Consider the following 20,595-nt stretch of genomic DNA (forward strand, 5'->3'; position numbering starts at 1 on the left):
AAGAAATGGCCGCGCCGCTTACAGCGACGTGCCTTTGACAAAGAATTCCTTGCGTCCGCGCATCGTCTCGATGCGTTCGGCGAGCAGCGCAAGGTCCGCGTCGGAGTCGAGCGGATTCAGATGTTCGGCGTTGACCGTCAGCACGGGCGTGCGGTCGTAGTGGTAGAAGAAGTCGTTGTACGCGTCGCACAGCGCGCGCAGATACGCGTCGGAAATCTGCAGCTCCATCGGCACCGCGCGTTTCTGGATGCGCGCGAACAGCACCTCGGGACTGGCCTGCAGATAGACCACGAAGTCCGGCGCCGGCGCACTGACGGTAAAGCTCGCGGCGAGCGCGCGATACAGCTGCCACTCGTCTTCCGGCAAGGTCAGCCGCGCGAAGATGTCGTTTCGCTGGGTCAGGAAGTCGGCGATCAGCGGCGTGCCGCCGGTCTGCGCGGCGAGCACTTCCTGCGCCTGCTGCGCGCGTTGCAGCGCGAAGTGCAACTGCACCGGCAGCGCGTAGCGCGCGGTGTCGCGATAGAAGCGTTCGAGAAACGGATTGTCCTGCGGCCGTTCGAACAGTTCCTGCATCGACCAGCGTTGCGCGAGGCGCCGTGCGAGCGAAGTCTTGCCGACGCCGATCGGTCCTTCGATCGCGATATAGCCGAACGGCGGACGCAGTTGCGGCGCGGTGACCGTGAGTGGCGGCGAACTCATTCGCAGCGGCCCTTGTCGGCGCCGCCGCCGGTCAGCGCATTCAACACCGGGCACTGGCACGGCGACTTCATTTTCTCGATCCGTTGATCGCTGACGCTGTCGAGCAGCGCGGCCGCGCGGCCGTGTTGCGGAATCACGATCGCCGCGTCGATCTCGACGAGCGGCACCAGCGCGAACGCGCGCTCGATCAGACGCGGATGCGGGACGATCAGATCGGCTTCGTCGATCGACTGATCGCCGTACAGCAGGATGTCGAGGTCGAGCGTGCGCGGCGCATTGCGGAACGGCCGCTCGCGGCCGAACTGATGCTCGATCTTGTGGCATAGCGCCAGCAGATGCCGCACGGGGAGCGTCGTTTCGAGCTTCACGACGCAGTTGAAATAGTCGTCACCGCCCGCGTCGATCGGGGCAGTGCGATACAGGCTCGATTTGGCGAGCACGGTGATGGTGTGCTGTTGGGCGAGGCACACCACTGCGTCTTTCAGGGTCTGGCGCGCGTCCCCGAGATTCGCGCCGAGGCCAAGATAAGCAACCGTCATGGCATAACTTCCTGCAACTATCGTTCGACGGCTTCCGCGAACGCCGCGTCAGTCTTCGTGCGAGCCTTGGCTCGCGTCGTTGTCCGTGCGTTCGTCGGGCGTGCCGCCCTCCACTCCGTCACCTGATTTGCGGTTTCTGGCGCCACCGCGCCGCCGTCGTTTTCTGGGGCTCCGGTCCTTCCCGCCTTGCGTGAGCAAAGTCTCGCGCGCGGCAGCGTCTCCTTCGATGAACTCCGTCCACCACGTACCGACCGACTCGTCGAGTTCGCCCGATTCGCAGCGCAACAGGAGGAAATCATACCCCGCTCTAAATCTTTGGTGTTCCAGCAGCTTCAGCGCGCTGCGGCCCGAGCGCTTTTCGAGGCGCAGTTGCAGGCCCCAGATCTCGCGCATATCGGCCGAGAAGCGCTTGTGGATCGCGAGTTTCTCGGTCTGCATGTCGAGCACTTCGTCCATCGCGCGATGCAGCGCGGGCACCGGAAACTCGCCTTCGGCCTCGAATTTCTGCCAGCGCTGCTGCACGTCGTGCCACAGCAGGGTAGCGAACAGGAAGCCCGGCGACACCGGCTTGTTGCCGAGCACGCGCGCGTCGGTGCGCGACAGCGCGAGCGAGATGAAGCGCTCGCCGGTCGGCTGCTCGAGCACCACGTCGAGCAGCGGCAGCAGCCCGTGATGCAGGCCTTCCTGGCGCAGCCGCTTCAGGCACGCGAGCGCGTGACCCGACAGCATCAGCTTCAGCATCTCGTCGAACAGACGCGCGGCGGGCACGTTGTTGATCAGGTCGGCCATCTTCTCGATCGGCGCGCGGGTGCTGGTCTCGATCTCGAAGCCGAGCTTGGCGGCGAAACGCACCACGCGCAGCATCCGCACCGGGTCCTCGCGATAACGCGTGGCCGGGTCGCCGATCATGCGCAGCAGTTGCGCGCGCATGTCGGCCATGCCGTTGTGATAGTCCAGCACGGTTTGCGTGGCCGGATCGTAGTACATCGCGTTGATCGTGAAGTCGCGGCGGGTGGCGTCTTCGTGCTGCTCGCCCCAGACGTTGTCGCGCAGCACGCGGCCGCTCGCGTCGACCGCGTGGGTGCGGCGATCGAGCTCGTCGCGCTTCAGACGCTTCGGCGGCGGCGAGTCAGCGGCCGGCGGATCGACCAGCGCGCGGAACGTCGAGGTCTCGATGATTTCCTGGCCGAACTGCACGTGCACGATCTGAAAGCGCCGGCCGATGATGCGCGCGCGGCGGAACAGCTTCTGCACCTGTTCGGGAGTGGCGTCGGTCGCGACGTCGAAGTCTTTCGGCTTCACGCCGAGCAGCAGATCGCGCACCGCGCCGCCGACGATGAACGCACGGAAGCCCGCCTGCTGCAGCCCCTCGGTCACGCGGATCGCGTTGCGCGAGATCAGCGACGGGTCGATGCCGTGCACGTCGTGCGGAATGATCACCGGCACGTCAGGCTCGCGCGGCGCTTTCGCGCCCGCGGCGGCGCCGGCCGGTTTGCGGCGCGACCGGGTGGCGGTGGCGGACTTGCTGCGCGCGGTCGCGTTGCTGGCCGCGTCGGAGTCGTCGGTGGCGGCGGAGAGGTCGCCGTCGGCGCTCGCCGCGTCCTGGCCGAATAGCTTGCGAATGAGTTTCTTGATCACGAGGGTTGAAAGAGTTCGAGGATGCGCCAGCCTTTGGCCTGCGCATGGGCACGCAACGTGTCGTCCGGATTGGTCGCGATGGGGGCGGTGACTTTTTCGAGCAGCGGGATGTCGTTGTGCGAATCGCTGTAGAAATAGCTGTGTTCGAAATCGCTCCAGCTCTTGCCGAGCGACGCGAGCCACATTTCGGTGCGCACGATCTTGCCTTCCTTGTAGCTCGGCGTGCCGGTCGGCCGGCCGGTGTACGCGCCGAGCGGATCGCCGCCGACCGTTTCCACCTCGCACGCGATCAGCGTATCGACGCCGAACGCCTGGGCGATCGGTCGCGTGATGAATTCGTTGGTCGCGGTGACGACGCAGCACAGGTCGCCCGCTTCGCGATGCTGCTTCACGAGTTCGAGCGCGACCGGGAAGATCGCCGGCGTGATCACTTCGTGCATGTACTCGGCGTGGATGTCCGCGAGTTGCGCGCGCGTGTACTTCGCGAGCGGCGTGAGCATGGCGACCAGGTAGGCGTGAATGTCGAGCTTGCCGGCTTTGTAGTCGGCGTAGAAGCGGTCGTTTTCACGAGCGAAATTTTCGGCGTCGACCATGCCTTTTTTCACCATGAAGCGGCCCCATTCGTGGTCGCTGTCGGTGGGAATGAGCGTGTGATCGAGATCGAAGAGTGCGAGGTTAGCCATGGGGGCGTATTTTACTTGAAGCGGGATCGGCGGCGTGTGAACCCGACGCGCTGGTGGATTCGGCGGGCGTGCCGGTGCCTGGAGCCGAGCTTGCCGCAGCGGGGGCGGGCGACGCGAGCATCGTGCGCAGCAGCGGCAGCGTGACCGCGCGTTTCTGTTCGAGCGAGAAGCGGTCGAGCGCGTCGAGCAGCGCCATCAGGCTCGGCATGTCGCGGCGGAAATGCGTGAGCAGGTAGGCCGGCACGTCGTCGGCGAGCATGATGCCGCGCTCGCGCGCCGCGCGTTTCAGTACCGCGGCCTTCGCGTCGTCGGGCAGCGGCGCGAGGTGGAACACGAGGCCCCAGCCGAGCCGCGTGCGCAGGTCCTCGCGCACCGTCATGCCGATCGGCGCCGCGTTGCCGGCGGCGACCAGCGCACTGGTGGGATGCGCGCGCACTTCGTTGAACAGGTTGAACATCGCGATCTGCTGCGCGGCGGACAGGCCGTCGCAATCGTCGATCGCGTAGAGCGCGACGCGCGGATCGAAACTGAACGCGGCGAGGCTGCTCTGCGGACTCGCGAAGCGCGCATGGCCCGGCGGCGCTTCGTGCACCAGCGCCTGCAGCAGGTGGGTGCGGCCGCTGCCGGCTTCGCCCCAGACGTAGAAGGTGCGATCGGCGACCGGCCCGGCGGAGAGCGCGTTGTCGAGCTCACGCAGGCGCGTGACCAGCTCGGCGTTCGCGCCGGCGTAGAAATTGTCGAATGTCGATGGCGGCGGGGTGCCGAGATCGAGCGTCAGTTGACGAAGCACAGTAGGTTAATGCCGTAAATGAGGCCATCGGTGAGGCTGGCGAGCCGCCGGATCGTGGCGGGCCGCTGCCCCGAAGGCCTGAAACGTCGATAGGCGATCAGTTGTTATAAAGCGTGCTCGCCGGGTTGCGAGGCCGTGCGCCGCGGCTCGCGGCGCGGTGTTTTGCGTGGGCCGGCGACGCCGGAATCATCGTGTGGTGTTGCAAAGTCGTTTCTCGGAGGTCGTAGGAACGCGCGAATTCCAGCCAGGCGGTCAGCATCGGGTAAAATCGCATTTTACCGACCTTCTCGCTCTTCCCCATGAATCAACCGAAATCCGCCCCTGACGCCCAAGGTTTGTCGTATCGCGACGCCGGCGTGGACATCGATGCGGGCGACGCCCTCGTCGACGCCATCAAGCCCTTTGCCAAGAAAACCCTGCGCGACGGCGTGCTGGGCGGCATCGGCGGATTCGGCGCGCTGTTCGAAGTGCCGAAGAAATACAAGGAGCCGGTGCTGGTGTCCGGCACCGACGGCGTCGGCACCAAGCTGCGCCTCGCGTTCCAGCTGAACAAACATGACACGGTCGGCCAGGATCTGGTCGCGATGAGCGTCAACGACATCCTCGTGCAAGGCGCCGAGCCGCTGTTCTTCCTCGACTACTTCGCGTGCGGCAAGCTCGACGTGGGCACCGCGGCGACCGTGGTCAAGGGCATCGCGCAAGGTTGCGAACTGTCGGGCTGCGCGCTGATCGGCGGCGAAACCGCGGAAATGCCGGGCATGTACCCGGACGGCGAATACGACCTCGCGGGCTTCGCGGTCGGCGCGGTCGAAAAGAGCAAGATCATCGACGGCAGCAAGATCGCCCCGGGCGACGTGGTGCTCGGTCTCGCGTCGAGCGGCATCCATTCGAACGGTTTTTCGCTGGTGCGCAAGATCATCGAGCGCGCGCAGCCGGATCTGAACGCGGACTTCGACGGCCGTTCGCTGGCCGACGCGCTGATGGCGCCGACCCGCATCTACGTGAAGCCGCTGCTCGCGCTGATGCAGCAGATCGAAGTGAAGGGCATGGCTCACATCACCGGCGGCGGTCTGGTCGAGAACATTCCGCGCGTGCTGCGTGAAGGTCTGACCGCTGAACTCGAGCAGAGCGCTTGGCCGCTGCCGCCGCTGTTCTCGTGGCTGCAGAAGCACGGCGGCGTCGCCGATGCGGAAATGCACCGCGTGTTCAACTGCGGTATCGGGATGGCGGTGGTCGTGTCGGCGGCCGACGCCGAAGCGGCGATCGGTCTGCTGTCGGCAGCCGGCGAGCAGGTCTGGAAGATCGGCTCGATCCGCGCGAGCGCGGCCGGTGAAGCACAGACGGTCGTGGTCTAAAGAATGACGAAGGTCCGCGTGGCGTGCCGCAATGGGGCGCCGCGCGGGCTGGGTCGCAGGTTGTAGAACAGGTTTTGGGTTTGCTTCGAAGGGCCGGTTCCGGGTTCTTCAGATTGCCGCTTCGGCGGTTTCGGTCGGTTCAGCAGTTTCGCTTTTCATTCCCCGCTCTCCGCTTCAACTCCCGTTCCGATCCGCTGCGCGTTATATCAGCGTTTCGATCAGTTCGACCACCCGCGCCGTCGCGTGCGGATCGCAGCAATCCACCACCAGTCGCTCCGGCATGCTGCGCAGCCAGGTCAGTTGCCGCTTGCAGAGCTGACGCGTCGCGAACACGCCCTTGTCGCGCATGGTTCGGTAATCGACCGCGCCGTCCAGGTATTCCCACACCTGCCGGTAACCGACACAGCGCATCGACGCCATCTCCGGCTGCAAGTCGCCGCGCTCGCGCAGCTTGACGACTTCATCGATGAAGCCGTGCGCAAGCATCGCATCGAAGCGCTGCTCGATCCGCGCGTGCAGCACGCCGCGCTCGGACGGCTCCAGTGCGACCGGTACGAAACGCCACGCCGCCGCGGCTTCGTCGACGCGCGCGGGCGCGGCGAGCAGCGTCGACATCGGCTGGCCGGTCAGCATGAAGATTTCGAGCGCGCGCTGGATGCGCTGCGAGTCGTTCGGCGCGAGCCGCGTGGCGGTGACGGGATCGACTGCCGCGAGCCGCGCGTGCAGCGCGGGCCAGCCGTCGCGGGCGGCGTCGGCATCGAGCGCGGCCCGTACCGCGGGATCGGCGCCGGGCAGATCGTTCAAGCCCTGGGTGAGCGCCTTGTAGTACAGCATCGTGCCGCCGACCAGCAGCGGCAGCCGGCCGCGCGCGACGATCTCGCCGGTCAGCCGCAACGTGTCCTCGCGAAACTGCGCGGCCGAATACGAATCGGCCGGATCGATGATGTCGATCAGATGATGCGGCGCGACCGCGCGCTCTTCGGCGCTCGGCTTCGCGGTGCCGATGTCCATCTCGCGATAGACCAGCGCCGAATCGACGCTGATGATTTCGACCGGCCGGCGCGCGGCCAGCGCCAGCGCGGCGGCGGTCTTGCCCGACGCGGTCGGGCCGAGCAGGCAGGGGATCGGGGTGGGGCGTGACGTCATGGATAAATCGGCGTGCGTTGCAACAGGGTCAGTCAACGCACTGCGTTACTGGCCACGCATGAACAGCCGATCGAGATCGGCGAGCGTCAGCTGATACCACGTCGGCCGCCCGTGGTTGCATTGGTCGGCGCGTTCGGTCGCTTCCATCTGGCGCAGCAGCGCGTTCATTTCGTCGAGCGTCAGACGCCGGTTCGCGCGCACCGCGTGGTGGCACGCGAGCGTGCCGAGCAGTTCGTGCTGACGCTCGGTCAGCACGCGCGAGCCGCCGAACGCGTGCAGGTCGGATAGCACCGCGCGCGCCAGCGCCTGCAGATCGGCGTCCTTCAGCAGCGCGGGGACCGCGCGGATCGCGAGCGTGGTCGGCGACAGCACTGCGAGGTCGAAGCCGAGCGCGTCGAGCGTCGCGCGCTCTTCCTCGACCGTACCGATCTCGACCGGGTCGGCCTGCATCGTCTGCGGGATCAGCAGCGGCTGCACCGCGATCGCGCGATCGGCCAGCGCATTCTTGAACTGTTCGTACAGGATGCGCTCGTGCGCGGCGTGCATGTCGACGATCACGAGCCCTTGCCGGTTCTGCGCGAGCACGTAGATGCCGTGGACCTGGCCGAGCGCGAAGCCGAGCGGCTGGTCGTCGGAGGCGTCGAACGACGGGGCGGCGCCCGCGGCGAACGGCGCTGAACCACGCGATGCCGCATCGTACGGCGCGCTCGTTTCGCCGGCGGAGTCGCGCGCTTCGAACAGCGACGCGCCTTCCACCGGACCCGTGAGCGGATCCTTGCGGCCGAACAGCGCGTCGTAGCCGGCGAGCGGTTGCGCGACCGGCAGCGTGCCTTGCGTCATGCGCGCCTGGCGCATCCAGGTGTTGCCGGCCTGCGAACCGCTTGTTGAACCGCTTTGGGAGCCGCCGAAGCCGCCCGAACCACCGAAGCCGCCGCGGCTGCCCGCCGAGCCGAAGCTGCCGCCCGACGACGCGAAGCCGGAGCTTCCGCCACCGCCCGAGCCACCGAGGCCTACACCACCGAACCCCGAACCGAACCCACGCGCACCGCCCGCATTACCCGCAGCGTCTGCACCGGCACCACCCAACGGCGTTGCCCCGAACGAAGCCGGGCCGCCGGCCGACGGCGTCAGATGCGCGGCATGGCCACCCGCCGTGGTCTCCGGAGACGCGCCCGCGTGCCGCGCGAGCGCGCGTTGCACCGCATGGAACACGAACTGGTGAATCGAACGCGAATCGCGGAAACGCACCTCGATCTTCGACGGATGCACGTTCACGTCGACGCCTTCCGGCGGCAAATCGAGAAACAGCACGTACGACGGAAAGCGCTCGCCGTGCAGCACGTCTTCGTAAGCGGCGCGCACCGCGTGCGTGAGCAGCTTGTCGCGCACGAAACGGCCATTGACGAAGAAATATTGTTGATCCGCGCGGCCGCGGCTCGCGGTCGGCAGCCCGGCGCAGCCGTACACGGCGAGCGGGCCGGCCGCTTCGTCGAGCGGCAGATGGGCGGTCGCGAACGTGTCGCCGAGAATCTTCGCGACCCGCACCGGCGGTTCGCTCGCGTTCCAGTGCTCGACCGCCTTGCCGTTGTGCAGCACCGAAATCGCGACGTCCGGGCGCGCCAGCGCGGCGCGGCGGATCTGCTCCAGGCAGTGGCCGAGTTCCGTCTGCTCGCTCTTCAGGAATTTGCGGCGCGCGGGCGTGTTGAAGTACAGCTCGCGCACTTCGATCGTCGTGCCCTGGGTGCCGGCCGCGGGGCTCAGCATGCCCGTGTGCGCGTCGATGCGCACCGCGTGCGGCGCATCGGCGGTGCGGCTCGTGATGCTCATCTCCGCAACCGATGCAATCGACGCCAGCGCCTCGCCGCGGAACCCGAGCGTACCGACCGCTTCGAGCTCCGCGAGCGAGCGGATCTTGCTGGTCGCGTGGCGCGTGAGGGCGAGCACGAGTTCGTTTTCGGGGATCCCGCAGCCGTCGTCGGTGATCGAGATGCGTTTGACGCCGCCCTCGTCGAGCAGGATGCGCAGCGTTTGCGCGCCCGCGTCGAGCGCGTTTTCGACCAGTTCCTTGACCACCGAGGCCGGCCGCTCGACCACTTCGCCGGCGGCGATCTGGCTGATCAACTGGTCGGGAAGGGGCTGGATCGCGCGCAATGGGCGCGGTGCGGGGGCTGCCACAGGCGCGGCCGCGGGAGCCGCGTTCGATGCGTCTGGGAGCGCGGCCGCGGCGGCGGGGCCGGCGGGCGTTTCGGAGAATTCGGACATGGCGAAATTATAGCGACTCGTCCAATTGTGCCCATCCGCACGCTTGGCGCGGCAGAATTTAGATTGCCTTAAGGCACTTTCTGTATGATGTCGCGGTCAATTTGCGGCGGTCTTGCCGTTGCTTGCCGTTGCTGACCCACTGGCTGCGCGGCGGCCATTTTTCCACGCACATACAGGTTTAAGAGGACGTTCCTTGGATACGCTGCTCCATTTCGCCAACCTTGTCCTGCACATCGACAAGTTCCTCGGTGACTTCATTCAGGTGTATGGCGCCTGGGTCTACGCGGTGCTGTTCCTGATCGTGTTCGCCGAAACCGGGCTCGTCGTTCTGCCGTTTCTGCCGGGCGATTCGCTGCTGTTCATCGGCGGCGCGTTCTGTGCGACCGGCCAGATGCATCTCGGCCTGCTGATCCTGTTGCTGTTGATCGCGGCGATCGCGGGTAATACGGCCAACTACATGATCGGTCGCGCGATCGGGCCACGCGTGTTCAATTCGCACATTCCGGTACTCGAACGTTTTCTCGATCGCGCCGCGTTGCAGAAGACCCATAACTTCTACGAAAAGCACGGCGGCAAAACCATCGTGCTCGCGCGTTTCATTCCGGTCGTGCGGACCTTCGCGCCGTTCGTCGCGGGCGCGTCGGCGATGACGTGGAGCCGCTTCCAGATGTTCAACGTGCTCGGCGCGCTGTTGTGGGTGCTGCTGCTGGTGCTGCTCGGTTACTTCTTCGGCAACATTCCGTTCATCCGCCAGTACCTGAATGTGATCGTGCTGGTCGGGATCGGCGCGGCGATCGTGCCGGTGGTGCTCGGCGCGCTGTGGAAGATGCTGCGCAAGAACGGCGCGAACGCGGGAAGCCGCTGAGGCCGATCGTGGTGGTCGTGCTGTAGAGCTGTAGAACTGTGGTGCCGTGGTGTCACGGCCAGCCCGGACAATGAAAAGGCGTCGCGAATCTCGCGACGCCTTTTCATTTGTAGCTGCCGGTTTATCCAGTGAGTCGCGAGACTCGCGGTCATCGCCCGGACGCGGCAGTCGTGCAGCCGAACCGTCAATCGCGGGTGATCGCGCGCGGCGCGAGCGGCGTTTCCGGCGGTGGGTAGCCGGCGTCCTTGAAGGTCTGCATGATTGCGCGGTTGGTGTCGAAGTAGACCTGCCAGTAGTTCTCGTTCGACGAGTACGGCCGCACGCATAGCAGCGGTCCTTCCGGTGTAAAGCTGAGTACTTCGATATCGGGCGTCGGGTTTTCGGCCACGTTCGGAATCTTCGCGATCGCGGCTTTCAAACGCGCGATTGCATCGGCCGGATCGACGCCGTTCGCGATCTTCGCGGTCAGCTCGACCCGCCGGAACGGCAGCACGCTGTAGTTCGAGATCGTGTCGGAGAAGATCTTGTTGTTGCCGACGATGGTCGTCACGTTGTCCGGCGTGACGATCGTGGTGCCGAACAGACCCAGTTCCGTGACCGTGCCGGTGACGCCCGCGGCGGTCACGAAGTCGCCGACCTTGAACGGGCGCAGCACCTGCATGAACACGCCGGCCGCGAAGTGAGCGAGCAGGCCGCCCCACGCGGTACCGATCGCGAGGCCGAGACCGGCGAGCAGCGCGGCGAACGAAGTGGTCTGGACACCGAAGACCTGCAGGATCGCGAGAACCAGCAGCAGGTTCAGCAACGCGCCGAGAATCGATGCAAGGTAGTGGGCGAGTGTTGGATCGACCCGGCCGTTGCGCGCGAGCACCTTGCGCAGCAGGCTCGAAATCAGCCCGATGACCCAGCGGCCGATGATCCACAGGGCGATTGCGCCGATGATCTTGATGCCGAGGTCGACGCCCCGGGTCATGATGAATGCACGTACGGCTTCGATATCCACGATGTTTCCTTCGTTATTGGTGATCATCAACGGATTGAACGACGGTGGTGCAATGACCGGCAACGCGTGGTCTTCGGGAGTTATAGCCGACGGCGCGCGGCTGCGCAAGGACCGTTCCTGGCCGCTGTGGCGGCCGCATCAACGAGGTGGACAGTGGCGGGGAAAGTGTGGCTGCGCGTGGACGTAGAGGGGCGGCCGTGCTTCAGAACACGGTGACCTGCGGATGACAATGATCGAGGACGTGCGCATGCCGTCTCGCGGTCCGCGCCGCATCGAAAAAAGCGTAGGACTCCAACCGGATCGAATGACCCGGTCTAGAACCGATACGAAATGCCGATCTGCAACGTCGGATACCACCGGTAAGACGACACCTTTTCGCGCACCTGCTGCAAACCGGTGTCGATGATCACCTGACTCATCTGCGGACCGACGGCCTGGGCAAGCGCCGGCGACAACGTGTATGAAGCGCGCGGAATGCCGTAGGCGACACCGAGGTCGACCACCAGACCCCAACCCCTGGCGCGCGGATGCAGGCCGTAGCCGATGCCCAGATACGGCATCACGGTCGGGTATTTGGCGCTCGCGGTCGCGTATTCGCCCGGAAAAGCCGGCGACGCCTTACCGTTGAACATGTACATGCCATTGGTCGGCACGGAATTGCCGGTGATCTCGTTGTCGGTCACGCGAAAGCCGGCCGTTACGCGAAAGCCGCTGCCGGACCACGGAAACAGATCGCCATAGAGGCCGCCTTGACGCAGCCACAGATCGTCTTCATAGCGATTGCCGCCGACGTCGAAGTTGCGCGACAGCTTGATCGCATTGAAGTCGGCATGCACGCCGAGCCACGGTGTGATGTTGTACGCGGCGCCGACGCCGATGCCTAGCGTGCCGCCCTGCAGATAAACTTCCTGCGCATGCGCGGTTTCGATCACGCACGCCACCCCCACTACCCAGATTACCTTTGCAGATTTCATGGGTACCCCTTTTACGGCGGGCACCCAGCCTGTTTCCGGTTCGGGTTGCACTCGCCTCGTAATCGTCTCGTTCTCTCTTGTGCTTCCACCGCGCTCTATTGGCGCTATGAGTCGATGATGCGAGCGGACGCTGCAAGCAGTCTGTGAGGTGGCGAACGAAAGGGGGGAGGAAGCGGTGACGCTCGTTACGGTGGAAGTGAGGGGATTCCTGAGCGGATCAGGTGGCGGCGCATGGCGCGTGCGCTGTCGAGCGTTCCAGAACGGCGCGCTCCTGTCGATAGTACGGGATGCTGATTAACAGACTGCGTTTGAATCGGTCGTGATGGCAGCGGCGCTGAGGCGCGTCAGCGCATCTCAAGGGGCGATCGTGTAGCGCAGGATCCGGTCGCGCCACGATTCGAGCAGCCGCGTCATCGCGGCGGCGGCTGCATCGGCTTCGCGGCTCACGATATGCCGGCGCACCGCATCGTGCAATTCGAGGTCTTCGCTCGGCTGGGCCGCCTGGCGCTGCATCATTTCCGATGACACGCGCAGCGCGGCCTTGATCGCATTGCCGATCGTGATGAACATGCCGTTTTGCGAGGCGGTGATGATCGCGAGATGAAACTCCAGATTCGCGTCGGCGGCCGCGCGGATGTCCGTGGCGCCATGCGGGGCCGCCGGGTCGCAGGCGGCCGCGAGTTCGAGGTAGCGTCGCTCGATGATCTGAAACGTCTCTTCCTTGCCGTGGCGCGCGGCCAGGAAACTCGCGCGCGGCTCGAAGCAGATGCGCATTTCGAAAATGTCTTCGACGATCTTCGAGTCGAACTGCGCGTTGAGCCGCCACGCGAGCACGTCGCGGTCGAGCAGGTTCCAGTCGGAGAAGGGCAGGACACGGGTACCGATTTTCGGCGACACCGCAATCAGCCGTTTGCCGGCCAGTTGCTTGATCGCCTCGCGCAGCGTGGTTCGACTCACGCCGTACGCGCTGCACAGTTCGCTTTCGACCGGCAGCGCGTCCCCGGGCGCGAACTCGCCCGAGACCACGCGCATGCCGATTATCTTGGCGATCTGCGTCGTAATATTGCCAACGATCGGTTCGCGCTCGAACATCACTTCCCCTTCGTAGACATCGTGCACAAGCGTGTCCGTGCCGTGTTATCTGGCGCTCGTCACGATCACGTTCCACGAGCCCGGCTTGAGCTTCGCGCGCACGCGTTCCCCGTCGACCGACACGGCCTGGTTCACTGCCGGCGCCACCGTAGCCGGCGCATCCACCGTGTTCACCGCCTTCATGTTGGGATGATACAACTCGATCGCGTGATCGAGCGTGCGTTCGCGGCCGAGTCCGCGCAACTCGATGTCGAGGTCCATTTCGTCGGTCAGGTGACGGTTCAGCGCGAACACGGTCGTCGTGCCGGTCGCGCGATCGTCGACCACCGCCGCGCACAGATACGGAATTTCCGGGAACGTTTCCGCCTCGTAGCTGGCCGACTGGATCACCGGTTTGAGCACGCGGCCGTGGCCGAATTTCGACGCATGCGCGAACGGGTGGAAGATCGTCTGGCGCCACGCGCGGCCGCCCGGCTCGGTCATGATCGGACCGATTACGTTGACGAGTTGCGCGAGACAGGCGGTCTTCACGCGGTCGGAGTTGTTCATCATCGTGATCAATGCGCCGCCCACGACGATCGCGTCTTCATGGTTGTAGACCTCTTCGATCAGACGCGGCGCCTCGGGCCAACCCGGCTTGCGCAGATCGTTGATGGTGCGCGCCTTGTACCAGACGTTCCATTCGTCGAACGACAGCATGATGCGTTTGGACGAGTGCTTGCGCGCCGCCACGCTGTCCGCGACCGCGACGATCTCCTTGATGAACAGGTCCATCACTTCGATGTTGCCAAAGAACTCCGCGGTCGAATCGCGGCGATTTTCGAAGTACGTATGCAGTGAAATGAAATCGACCTGGTCGAAGCAGTGATCGAGCACGCGGTCTTCCCACTCGCCGTAGGTCGGCATTTCGTGGGTGGACGAACCGCACGCGGCGAGCTGGATCGTCGGGTCGACCGAGCGCATCAGCTTGGCCGTCTCGAGTGCAGCGCGGCCGTATTCCTCGGCGGTCTTGCGACAGATCTGCCACGGGCCGTCCATCTCGTTGCCGAGACACCAGAACTTGATGTCGTGTGGTTTTTCATAGCCGTGCTCGCGGCGCAGATCGGACAGCGCGGTGCCGGCCGGATGATTGCAGTATTCGACGAAGCGGCGCGCCTCGTCGGGACCGCGCGTGCCCAGGTTCACGCCGTACATCGGTTCGATCTCGAGTTCGCGGCACCAGTCGATGAACTCGTTGGTGCCGAACTGATTGGTTTCGGTCGAGTACCACGCGAGGTCGAGCCGGCGCGGCCGCTGCTCGCGCGGGCCGACGCCGTCTTCCCAGTTGTAGCCCGACAGGAAGTTGCCGCCGGGGTAACGCACGATCGTCGGGCCGAGTTCGCGCGTGAGGTCCATCACGTCCTTGCGGTAGCCGCGCTCGTCGGCTTGCGGATGACCGGGCTCGAAAATGCCGGTGTACACGCAGCGGCCCATGTGCTCGACGAACACGCCGAACAGGCGGCGGTCGAGTTCGGAAATGACGAAGTCGCGATCGACGATGAGGCGGGAAGCGATCATGGTGTTCCTTTATTCATCCTGTAGCTGTACGAAGTGATGCGCCTGTATGAAGAAGGCTCGCGCGCTTGCGTGAACCTTCGCTGGCATTAGCGCGCGAGCAATGCGTTGGTGCGCTGTTCCGCCTCCTTCTGCACGTCGGCGACCTGTTTGCCGGTCGACAGCATGTTGCTGATCTCTTCACCGACGATCTGCTGGATCGCGAACTGGCGCGGCACCGTATTGGGCAGCGCGTAGCCGGTGCTGGAAATCTCCTTGATGGCCGGGCGATGCGGCAACGCGTTGAACGTGTCGCTCGTGATGATCGACTGGCGCGCGGGCAGGTGACCGGTGCGAGCCCAGTCGCCGTCGTGATCGGACAGGAACTTGAGGAACACGAGCGCCGCGTGGCGGGTTTTCTCGTCCTTCGCGCCGCCCTTGAGCATGACCCACGAGTGACCGTCGGCCCACACCGCTTTCTTCTGATACAGGTTCGGGAACGGCACGACGTCGTAGCCGTTGGCGAGCGCGGTGCCCGGCTTCTTCGACAGATTCGTGAAGTCCTCGATCACCCACGTGCCGCACATCAGCACGCCCGCCTTGCCGTTTTCGAATGCCTGGTTGGCCGCGCCGTAGTCGAGCCCCGGCGTGATGTCGCCCGCTTTCGTCAGCTTGTCGTAGAGCGTGAGCGCGTTGGCGGCGGCCGGCGTGTGCATGTCGATCTTCGTCGGACCACCGGGGAACAGCGTGCCGTTCTGTTGGTAGACCCAGGTATAGAACGAGCGCGTTTGCGCGGCCGATTCATTCGCGATCGGCACCGCGAAGTACGGCAGCCCGGTCCTGTCCTTGAACTGTTTGGCCTGCGCGAGCAGCTCGTCCGGCGTTTTCGGCAGGACCGGCTGACCGCTCGCATCGACGAGGCCCGCCTTCTTGAGCAGATTCACGTTGATGTGCCACAGCCACGAATGCGTGTCGAACGGCAGCGCGTAGGTCTTGTCGCCGAAAGTGACCGCACGGTGTGCCTGGCCCGTGAAGTCTTTCGTGTCGACGCCTACCGACTTGAAACCGTCGTCGAGCGGTTCGACCAGGTTGCGCTTCACGTAGTCGCCCAGTACCGCCTCATGCATGACCGAGATCGTCGGTACATCACGGCTCAGAATGCGCGCGTCGAGCTGCGTGTAGTAGGGCGCCCATTCGATGATCTGCGGCTTCACGACGATGTCTTCCTTGTTCGTCGCGTTGAACTGGTTCACCAGTGTCGTGATGATGCCGCACTCGCCGGACGCCTTGCTCACGTCGTTCACTTTGCCGTATTCGGCGTCGCAGGCGCCGAAGAAACGCGACAACGTGATTTCCGTTCTGGCCTGTGCGGGTGTCGCGAGGGTTGTCGCGAGGCCGAACGCAGCAAGCGCGAGTGCGCCACGTACCAACGATCTACTCATGTCTGTCTCCTGGGAAAGCCCACGGTACGCGCTGCATGCGTGTGCAGGGGCGAATGTTATTGGTACTGCGAATCAAATCCGATCGGTCGATACACCGTCTGGCATGCACGCGTTCGACTCGACTGGTGTTCTAGGGCGTTCCAGCCGCCGCGCGGTTAGCGAGCCGCGGTGCCGGAGACGGCCGCCACGATGTACTTCTGGAAGAACAGGTACAACACGAAGATGGGCAGGCCGGCGAAGATCGCCTGCGCCATCAGATAACCAATGCCTTCGGACTGCGCGAAGTTGCCCTGGGTGGACGCGAGCCCGATCGTCAGCGTGTACATCTCGGGCTTCGATGCGGACACGAGCGGCCACAGATAGTCGTTCCATGCGCTGAGGAACGTGAAGATCGCGAGCGTCGCCTGCGCCGGCAGCGACAGCGGCAGCACGACGCGCCAGAACACCTTGAAGCGCGACGCGTTGTCGAGCAACGCGGCTTCCTCGATCTCGATCGGCACCGCCTTGAAGTACTGCGTCATCAGATAGACGCCGAACGGCGACGCGAGACGCGGCAGGATCAGCGCGCCGTAGGTGTTGTGCCAGTCGAGCGTCGCGAAGATGTGGTGCAGCGGAATCACCAGCGCCTGCTCCGGGACCGCGAGTCCGCACAGGCAGAGCACATACAGATAGCGGCGGCCCGGAAACTCGGTGCGCGCGAAACCGTAACCGGCGAGCGACGCGATCACGAGCGTGAGCAGCGTCTGGCCGATCGACACGATCAGACTGTTGACGAGCCATCCGCCGACCGCCGACGTATTGAGGATGTTCGTATAGTTCTGCAGCGTGAACGGCGGCGAGAACAGCACGTCGGTGTGCTGTTCGAGAAATGCATTCGGCTTGAACGACAGGCACAGCACCCACAGCAGCGGCGTGATCCACAGCAGTGCGAGCACGATCACCGCGCCGAGCATCAGGCGGTCGCCCAGGCGCCCGCTCAGCGAGCCGCGCGGACGGGTTTCGAAAGCGAGCGTGCTCATGCCTTCTCCTTCTTGCGCAGCAGCCAGGCCTGCGCGACCACACCGATCAGCATCAGCGCGAACAGCACCTGCGCCGCCGCTGCGGAATAGCCGAACGACCATTGCTTGAAGCCGGTTTCGTAGATGAATTGCACCAGCGGGCGGGTCGAATTGTTGGGGCCGCCGTCGGTGAGCAACTGCGCCTGACCGAACAGCTGGAATTGCAGCACCGCTTCGATGACGGCCACTAGCGCGACAGTGCGCCAGATCGACGGCAGTGTGATTTTCGTGAAGGTGCGCCAGCGGCTTGCGTTGTCGAGTGCAGCGGCTTCGTAAAGCTCCTGCGGAATCTGCTGGAGCGCGGCGAGGAACAGCATCATCGGCAGGCCCATGATCCACCAGACCGTGACGACCGCGATGGCCGGCAGCGCGGTGGCTTCGTGCATCAGCGGCACGAATTCGGGCAGGTGCAGTGCGTGGCTGATGTCGGCGAGCAGGCCGTTGCCCGGCATCATCACGAGCTTCCAGACCAGCGTGACGATTGTGACCGATAACACCGACGAGCCAAAAAAGAGCGCGCGCAGCGCCGCGCCGAAGCGGCCCGGACGATTCAGCACCAGCGCGAGCGCGAGACCGAGCAGCACGAACACGGGCACCGTCAGGATGACGAAGTAAAAGGTGTTGCGCAGCGCGCCGCGGAAGATCGGATCGAGCGTCAGATCGAGATAGTTGCGGATGCCGATGAAGTCGCTGGTGCCGGCGAGCAGATCGACGCGTTGCAGGCTGAGCCACCAGCCGAAGCACAGCGGCACGACCAGCAGCAGCACGTAGACGATCACGAACGGCAGCACGAACAATGCGTTCGACCACGGCGCGCGAAGATTGCGCCGCCGGCCCTCGCGGGTTTTCGGCAGCGGCAGCGCGAACGAGCGGTTAGAGGCCATGCCAGGCCTTGCCGGTTTCGTCGAACAGATGCAGATGCGCGGCGTCGAGACTCATGCGGATCGTGTCGCCGGTCTGGATCTCGAGTTCATGCGCGCGGGGCAATTCGGCCACCAGCAATTGACCGTTGGGCATGCTCACATGCGCGAGCGAACGGTCGCCGAGCCGTTCGATCACTTCCGCGCGGCCGACCAGCGGCCCATGCGGATCGAGCAGCACGTGTTCCGCGCGCACGCCGAGCGTGAGCTTGCCTGCGGGCAGGCTCGCGCTATCGATGGCGGTGGGCGTTTGCACGCCGTCGAACGGCAGCGCGACGATCAGCCGGCCGCCGTTGTCGCCCGCGCGTTCGACGTCGATGAAGTTCATCGACGGTGTGCCGATGAAGCCCGCGACGAAGCGCGTCGCGGGTCGTTTGTAGATGTCGAGCGGCGCGCCGATCTGCTCGATGCGACCGCGGTTCATCACGACGATGCGGGTGGCAAGCGTCATCGCTTCCACCTGGTCGTGGGTGACGAACACCATCGTGGAGTGCAGGCGCTGATGGATGCGTGCGAGTTCGAGCCGCGTGCGGGTGCGCAGCGCGGCGTCGAGATTGGACAGCGGTTCGTCGAACAGGAATGCTTCGGGCTCCTTGACGACTGCGCGGCCGATCGCGACGCGCTGGCGCTGGCCGCCGGAAAGCTGGGCCGGGCGACGCTGCAGCAGCGGGCCGAGTTCGAGCATGCGGGCGGCCTCGTTGATGCGCTGGTCGACTTCGCCCGCCGCGACGCCGGTGTTGCGCAGGCCGAACGCCATGTTGTCGTAGACGGTCATGTGCGGATACAGCGCGTAGTGCTGAAACACCATCGCGACGCCGCGCTTGCCGGGCGGCTGTTCGTTCACGCGTCGCTCGCCAATGCTGATCTGGCCGTCGCTGACGGTTTCGAGTCCGGCGATCATGCGCAGTAATGTGGATTTGCCGCAGCCGGAAGGGCCGAGAAAGACGAGGAACTCACCTGAATGAATGTCGAGGTCGAGGCCGGTGATTACCTCGGTTTCGCCATACCGCTTTGTTACGCCGCTCAATCGGATGCCCGTCACGGTGCCTCCAGTGGAGTAGTCTCGTACCGCCGCATTTAGTGCGTTGATATTATGAAAAGAACACCCCTGTGACCCTTCGTGTAAACACTGACAATTCGATTCCCAGATACTGAGTTTTCCTTATTGATTCGGGTGGTGATGCGAAGTGGATCACGCGCTTCTCGTAACGCGGTGTAAGGCTCGATTCGCTAGAGGGTGAAGAATTACGGGGGACGTGTTGAGAGAATTCGCGTGCGGACGCTGCGAGGAGGGAGAGCCGAAGAGCCTTCCAAACGTGTTGGACCTGAGATCGGGACGCTCTGTCGTGATGTTAAGTATCCTAACTAATCGACGAAGACCGAATGATGCTCGTCACGGTGTAGGAGATGATCGATTGGTGTTACGACGGGGGAGTGCTTGAGCTGGGTGAGCGGCGAGACGATGCGATTGACCGTGCCGCATGGGACATGAAAGTGATGCCGAAAAAACAAAGGGCCTGCATGAGCAGGCCCTTTGTTCTACAGCAAATCTTTGGTAGGCCGTACGGGATTCGAACCTGTGACCAACGGATTAAAAGTCCGCTGCTCTACCAGCTGAGCTAACGACCCAAAAGAGAAGCGAAATTATATCGGCCGACTTATGGCCTGTCAACCCTAGATGGCCAACAAGTTATGGAGAAGTCACGCGGGCGCCTCGGCACAACAAAATCCGCGGCCCCAAAATGAAAAGCCCGGGCATTGCTACCCGGGCTTTCCAGCGAGAGGCGCGCGTGGCTATCACATCGGACACTGCGCGTTACTGCCAACCACCACCATCGACTACTTGATCTGCGACAGCTTGCTCTGCGCGGTCTGTGCGACATCGGAGCCGCCATACTGCGCGAGGATCTGCTCGAGCGTCTTCTTGGCCGCGGCCTTCTGACCTTGCTCGAGCTGGTTGTTCGCGATCGCCAGCAGTGCTTCCGGCGCCCGCGGATGCTGCGGGTATTTGGCCACCACACCTTGCCACGTCGCCGTCGAACCCTTGTAGTCGCGCAATGCATACAGCGCGTTGCCGAGCCAGTACTGCGCGGTCGGCTGGTAGGGGCTCGTCGGATACTTGGAGATGAAGCTGCGGAACGACGCTGCCGCGCTCTTGAAGTCGCCGCTGCGGAACTGCTGTGAAGCCGCGTTGAACGCCTCGGTTTCACCCGGCTGCACCTCGCCCTGGACGCCGTCCACCGTCTGTTGCTGCGGCTCGAATTTCTTCAGGCGCGTGTCGAGATCGGTGTAGTAGTCCTTCTGCTGCTTTTGCAGCGTCGCGAGCTGGTTCGCCATGTCCTCGTTCTGTCCGCGCAGCGTCGCGACCTGCTGGTTCAGCTGGTCGAGACGGTTGGACTGATCGAGGATCGTGCGCTGCGCGGCCGACAGCTGGCTCGACAGGCTATCGGTCTTCGAACGCAGATCGAGAATGGCCTGGCGGGCCTGATCGTCGTCGAAGATGCCCGCATGGGCGGGCACGGCCGCGAGGGCCGTGCCTGCGACGCAGGCCGCTGCGGCAAGCCGCAGCCAGGAGAAACGATGCGTCATTCGGCTC

General features: G+C 64.6%; 18 protein-coding genes and 1 tRNA gene. 2 read left to right on the forward strand and 17 right to left on the reverse strand.

Annotated features, from left to right (window positions below):
- Positions 1-18: 18 nt before the first annotated feature.
- From BTH42_RS02835 to hda, 5 genes are read right to left on the reverse strand one after another with little or no spacing between them, the layout of a single operon-like run.
- Complete coding sequence (locus tag BTH42_RS02835; protein WP_075295563.1) at positions 19-699, reverse strand: deoxynucleoside kinase; 681 nt, start codon at positions 697-699, stop codon at positions 19-21.
- Positions 696-1,238: a 2-amino-4-hydroxy-6-hydroxymethyldihydropteridine diphosphokinase gene (gene folK, locus BTH42_RS02840; protein WP_075295565.1), complete on the reverse strand. Its 543-nt coding sequence runs from the start codon at positions 1,236-1,238 to the stop codon at positions 696-698. Before folK ends, BTH42_RS02835 begins: the two co-directional genes overlap by 4 nt.
- Positions 1,239-1,286: 48 nt before the next feature.
- The gene (gene pcnB / locus BTH42_RS02845) at positions 1,287-2,876 is read right to left on the reverse strand and encodes a polynucleotide adenylyltransferase PcnB (protein ID WP_075295568.1); all 1,590 of its coding nucleotides are present in this window, start codon (positions 2,874-2,876) and stop codon (positions 1,287-1,289) included.
- Positions 2,873-3,559, reverse strand: a complete 687-nt coding sequence (locus tag BTH42_RS02850) for an HAD family phosphatase (RefSeq protein WP_075295570.1) — start codon at positions 3,557-3,559, stop codon at positions 2,873-2,875. The genes pcnB and BTH42_RS02850 overlap by 4 nt, the downstream gene beginning before the upstream one ends.
- Positions 3,552-4,349 carry a DnaA regulatory inactivator Hda gene (gene hda, locus BTH42_RS02855; protein WP_075295572.1) on the reverse strand — a complete coding sequence of 266 codons (798 nt, stop codon included), beginning with the start codon at positions 4,347-4,349 and terminating at the stop codon, positions 3,552-3,554. Before hda ends, BTH42_RS02850 begins: the two co-directional genes overlap by 8 nt.
- 299 nt (positions 4,350-4,648) lie before the next feature.
- Here hda and purM point away from each other — a divergent pair, with 299 nt between their 5' ends.
- A complete protein-coding gene (gene purM / locus BTH42_RS02865) occupies positions 4,649-5,704 on the forward strand; it encodes a phosphoribosylformylglycinamidine cyclo-ligase (RefSeq protein ID WP_075295576.1) in 1,056 nt (351 codons plus the stop codon).
- A gap of 201 nt (positions 5,705-5,905) precedes the next feature.
- On the opposite strand, the gene miaA is transcribed toward purM, so the two are convergent.
- Complete coding sequence (gene miaA / locus BTH42_RS02870) at positions 5,906-6,850, reverse strand: tRNA (adenosine(37)-N6)-dimethylallyltransferase MiaA (protein ID WP_075295578.1); 945 nt, start codon at positions 6,848-6,850, stop codon at positions 5,906-5,908.
- A 45-nt stretch (positions 6,851-6,895) separates the two neighbouring features.
- Complete coding sequence (gene mutL / locus BTH42_RS02875) at positions 6,896-9,112, reverse strand: DNA mismatch repair endonuclease MutL (RefSeq protein ID WP_075295580.1); 2,217 nt, start codon at positions 9,110-9,112, stop codon at positions 6,896-6,898.
- Positions 9,113-9,305: 193 nt separating this feature from the next.
- Between mutL and BTH42_RS02880 the strand changes: the two genes are divergently transcribed.
- Positions 9,306-9,977 carry a VTT domain-containing protein gene (locus tag BTH42_RS02880; RefSeq protein WP_075295582.1) on the forward strand — a complete coding sequence of 224 codons (672 nt, stop codon included), beginning with the start codon at positions 9,306-9,308 and terminating at the stop codon, positions 9,975-9,977.
- 184 nt (positions 9,978-10,161) lie between these two features.
- On the opposite strand, the gene BTH42_RS02885 is transcribed toward BTH42_RS02880, so the two are convergent.
- The 10 genes from BTH42_RS02885 to ybgF all read right to left on the reverse strand — a co-directional run bounded on the left by BTH42_RS02885 (position 10,162) and on the right by ybgF (position 20,588).
- Complete coding sequence (locus tag BTH42_RS02885) at positions 10,162-10,980, reverse strand: mechanosensitive ion channel family protein (RefSeq protein ID WP_075295616.1); 819 nt, start codon at positions 10,978-10,980, stop codon at positions 10,162-10,164.
- 314 nt (positions 10,981-11,294) lie between these two features.
- Entirely contained in the window at positions 11,295-11,954 is a 660-nt protein-coding gene (locus tag BTH42_RS02890; protein WP_075295584.1) for a hypothetical protein, read from the reverse strand.
- 354 nt (positions 11,955-12,308) lie between these two features.
- The gene (locus BTH42_RS02895; RefSeq protein ID WP_256701732.1) at positions 12,309-13,073 is read right to left on the reverse strand and encodes a FadR/GntR family transcriptional regulator; all 765 of its coding nucleotides are present in this window, start codon (positions 13,071-13,073) and stop codon (positions 12,309-12,311) included.
- Between the two features lie 18 nt (positions 13,074-13,091).
- On the reverse strand, positions 13,092-14,603 hold the full coding sequence (locus BTH42_RS02900; protein ID WP_075295586.1) for an alpha-N-arabinofuranosidase: 1,512 nt from the start codon (positions 14,601-14,603) through the stop codon (positions 13,092-13,094).
- A gap of 86 nt (positions 14,604-14,689) precedes the next feature.
- On the reverse strand, positions 14,690-16,021 hold the full coding sequence (locus BTH42_RS02905; RefSeq protein WP_075295588.1) for an extracellular solute-binding protein: 1,332 nt from the start codon (positions 16,019-16,021) through the stop codon (positions 14,690-14,692).
- A gap of 155 nt (positions 16,022-16,176) precedes the next feature.
- Positions 16,177-17,040, reverse strand: a complete 864-nt coding sequence (locus tag BTH42_RS02910) for a carbohydrate ABC transporter permease (protein ID WP_075295590.1) — start codon at positions 17,038-17,040, stop codon at positions 16,177-16,179.
- A complete protein-coding gene (locus BTH42_RS02915) occupies positions 17,037-17,963 on the reverse strand; it encodes a carbohydrate ABC transporter permease (protein WP_075295592.1) in 927 nt (308 codons plus the stop codon). The genes BTH42_RS02910 and BTH42_RS02915 overlap by 4 nt, the downstream gene beginning before the upstream one ends.
- Positions 17,953-19,041 carry an ABC transporter ATP-binding protein gene (locus BTH42_RS02920; RefSeq protein WP_075295594.1) on the reverse strand — a complete coding sequence of 363 codons (1,089 nt, stop codon included), beginning with the start codon at positions 19,039-19,041 and terminating at the stop codon, positions 17,953-17,955. The genes BTH42_RS02915 and BTH42_RS02920 overlap by 11 nt, the downstream gene beginning before the upstream one ends.
- 511 nt (positions 19,042-19,552) lie before the next feature.
- Positions 19,553-19,628: transfer RNA gene (locus tag BTH42_RS02925), tRNA-Lys, on the reverse strand.
- A gap of 210 nt (positions 19,629-19,838) precedes the next feature.
- Positions 19,839-20,588 carry a tol-pal system protein YbgF gene (gene ybgF / locus BTH42_RS02930; protein ID WP_075295596.1) on the reverse strand — a complete coding sequence of 250 codons (750 nt, stop codon included), beginning with the start codon at positions 20,586-20,588 and terminating at the stop codon, positions 19,839-19,841.
- Positions 20,589-20,595 lie beyond the last annotated feature (7 nt).

It is taken from the genome of Burkholderia sp. SRS-W-2-2016 (assembly GCF_001931485.1).
In the GTDB taxonomy this organism is placed as follows: Bacteria; Pseudomonadota; Gammaproteobacteria; order Burkholderiales; family Burkholderiaceae; genus Paraburkholderia.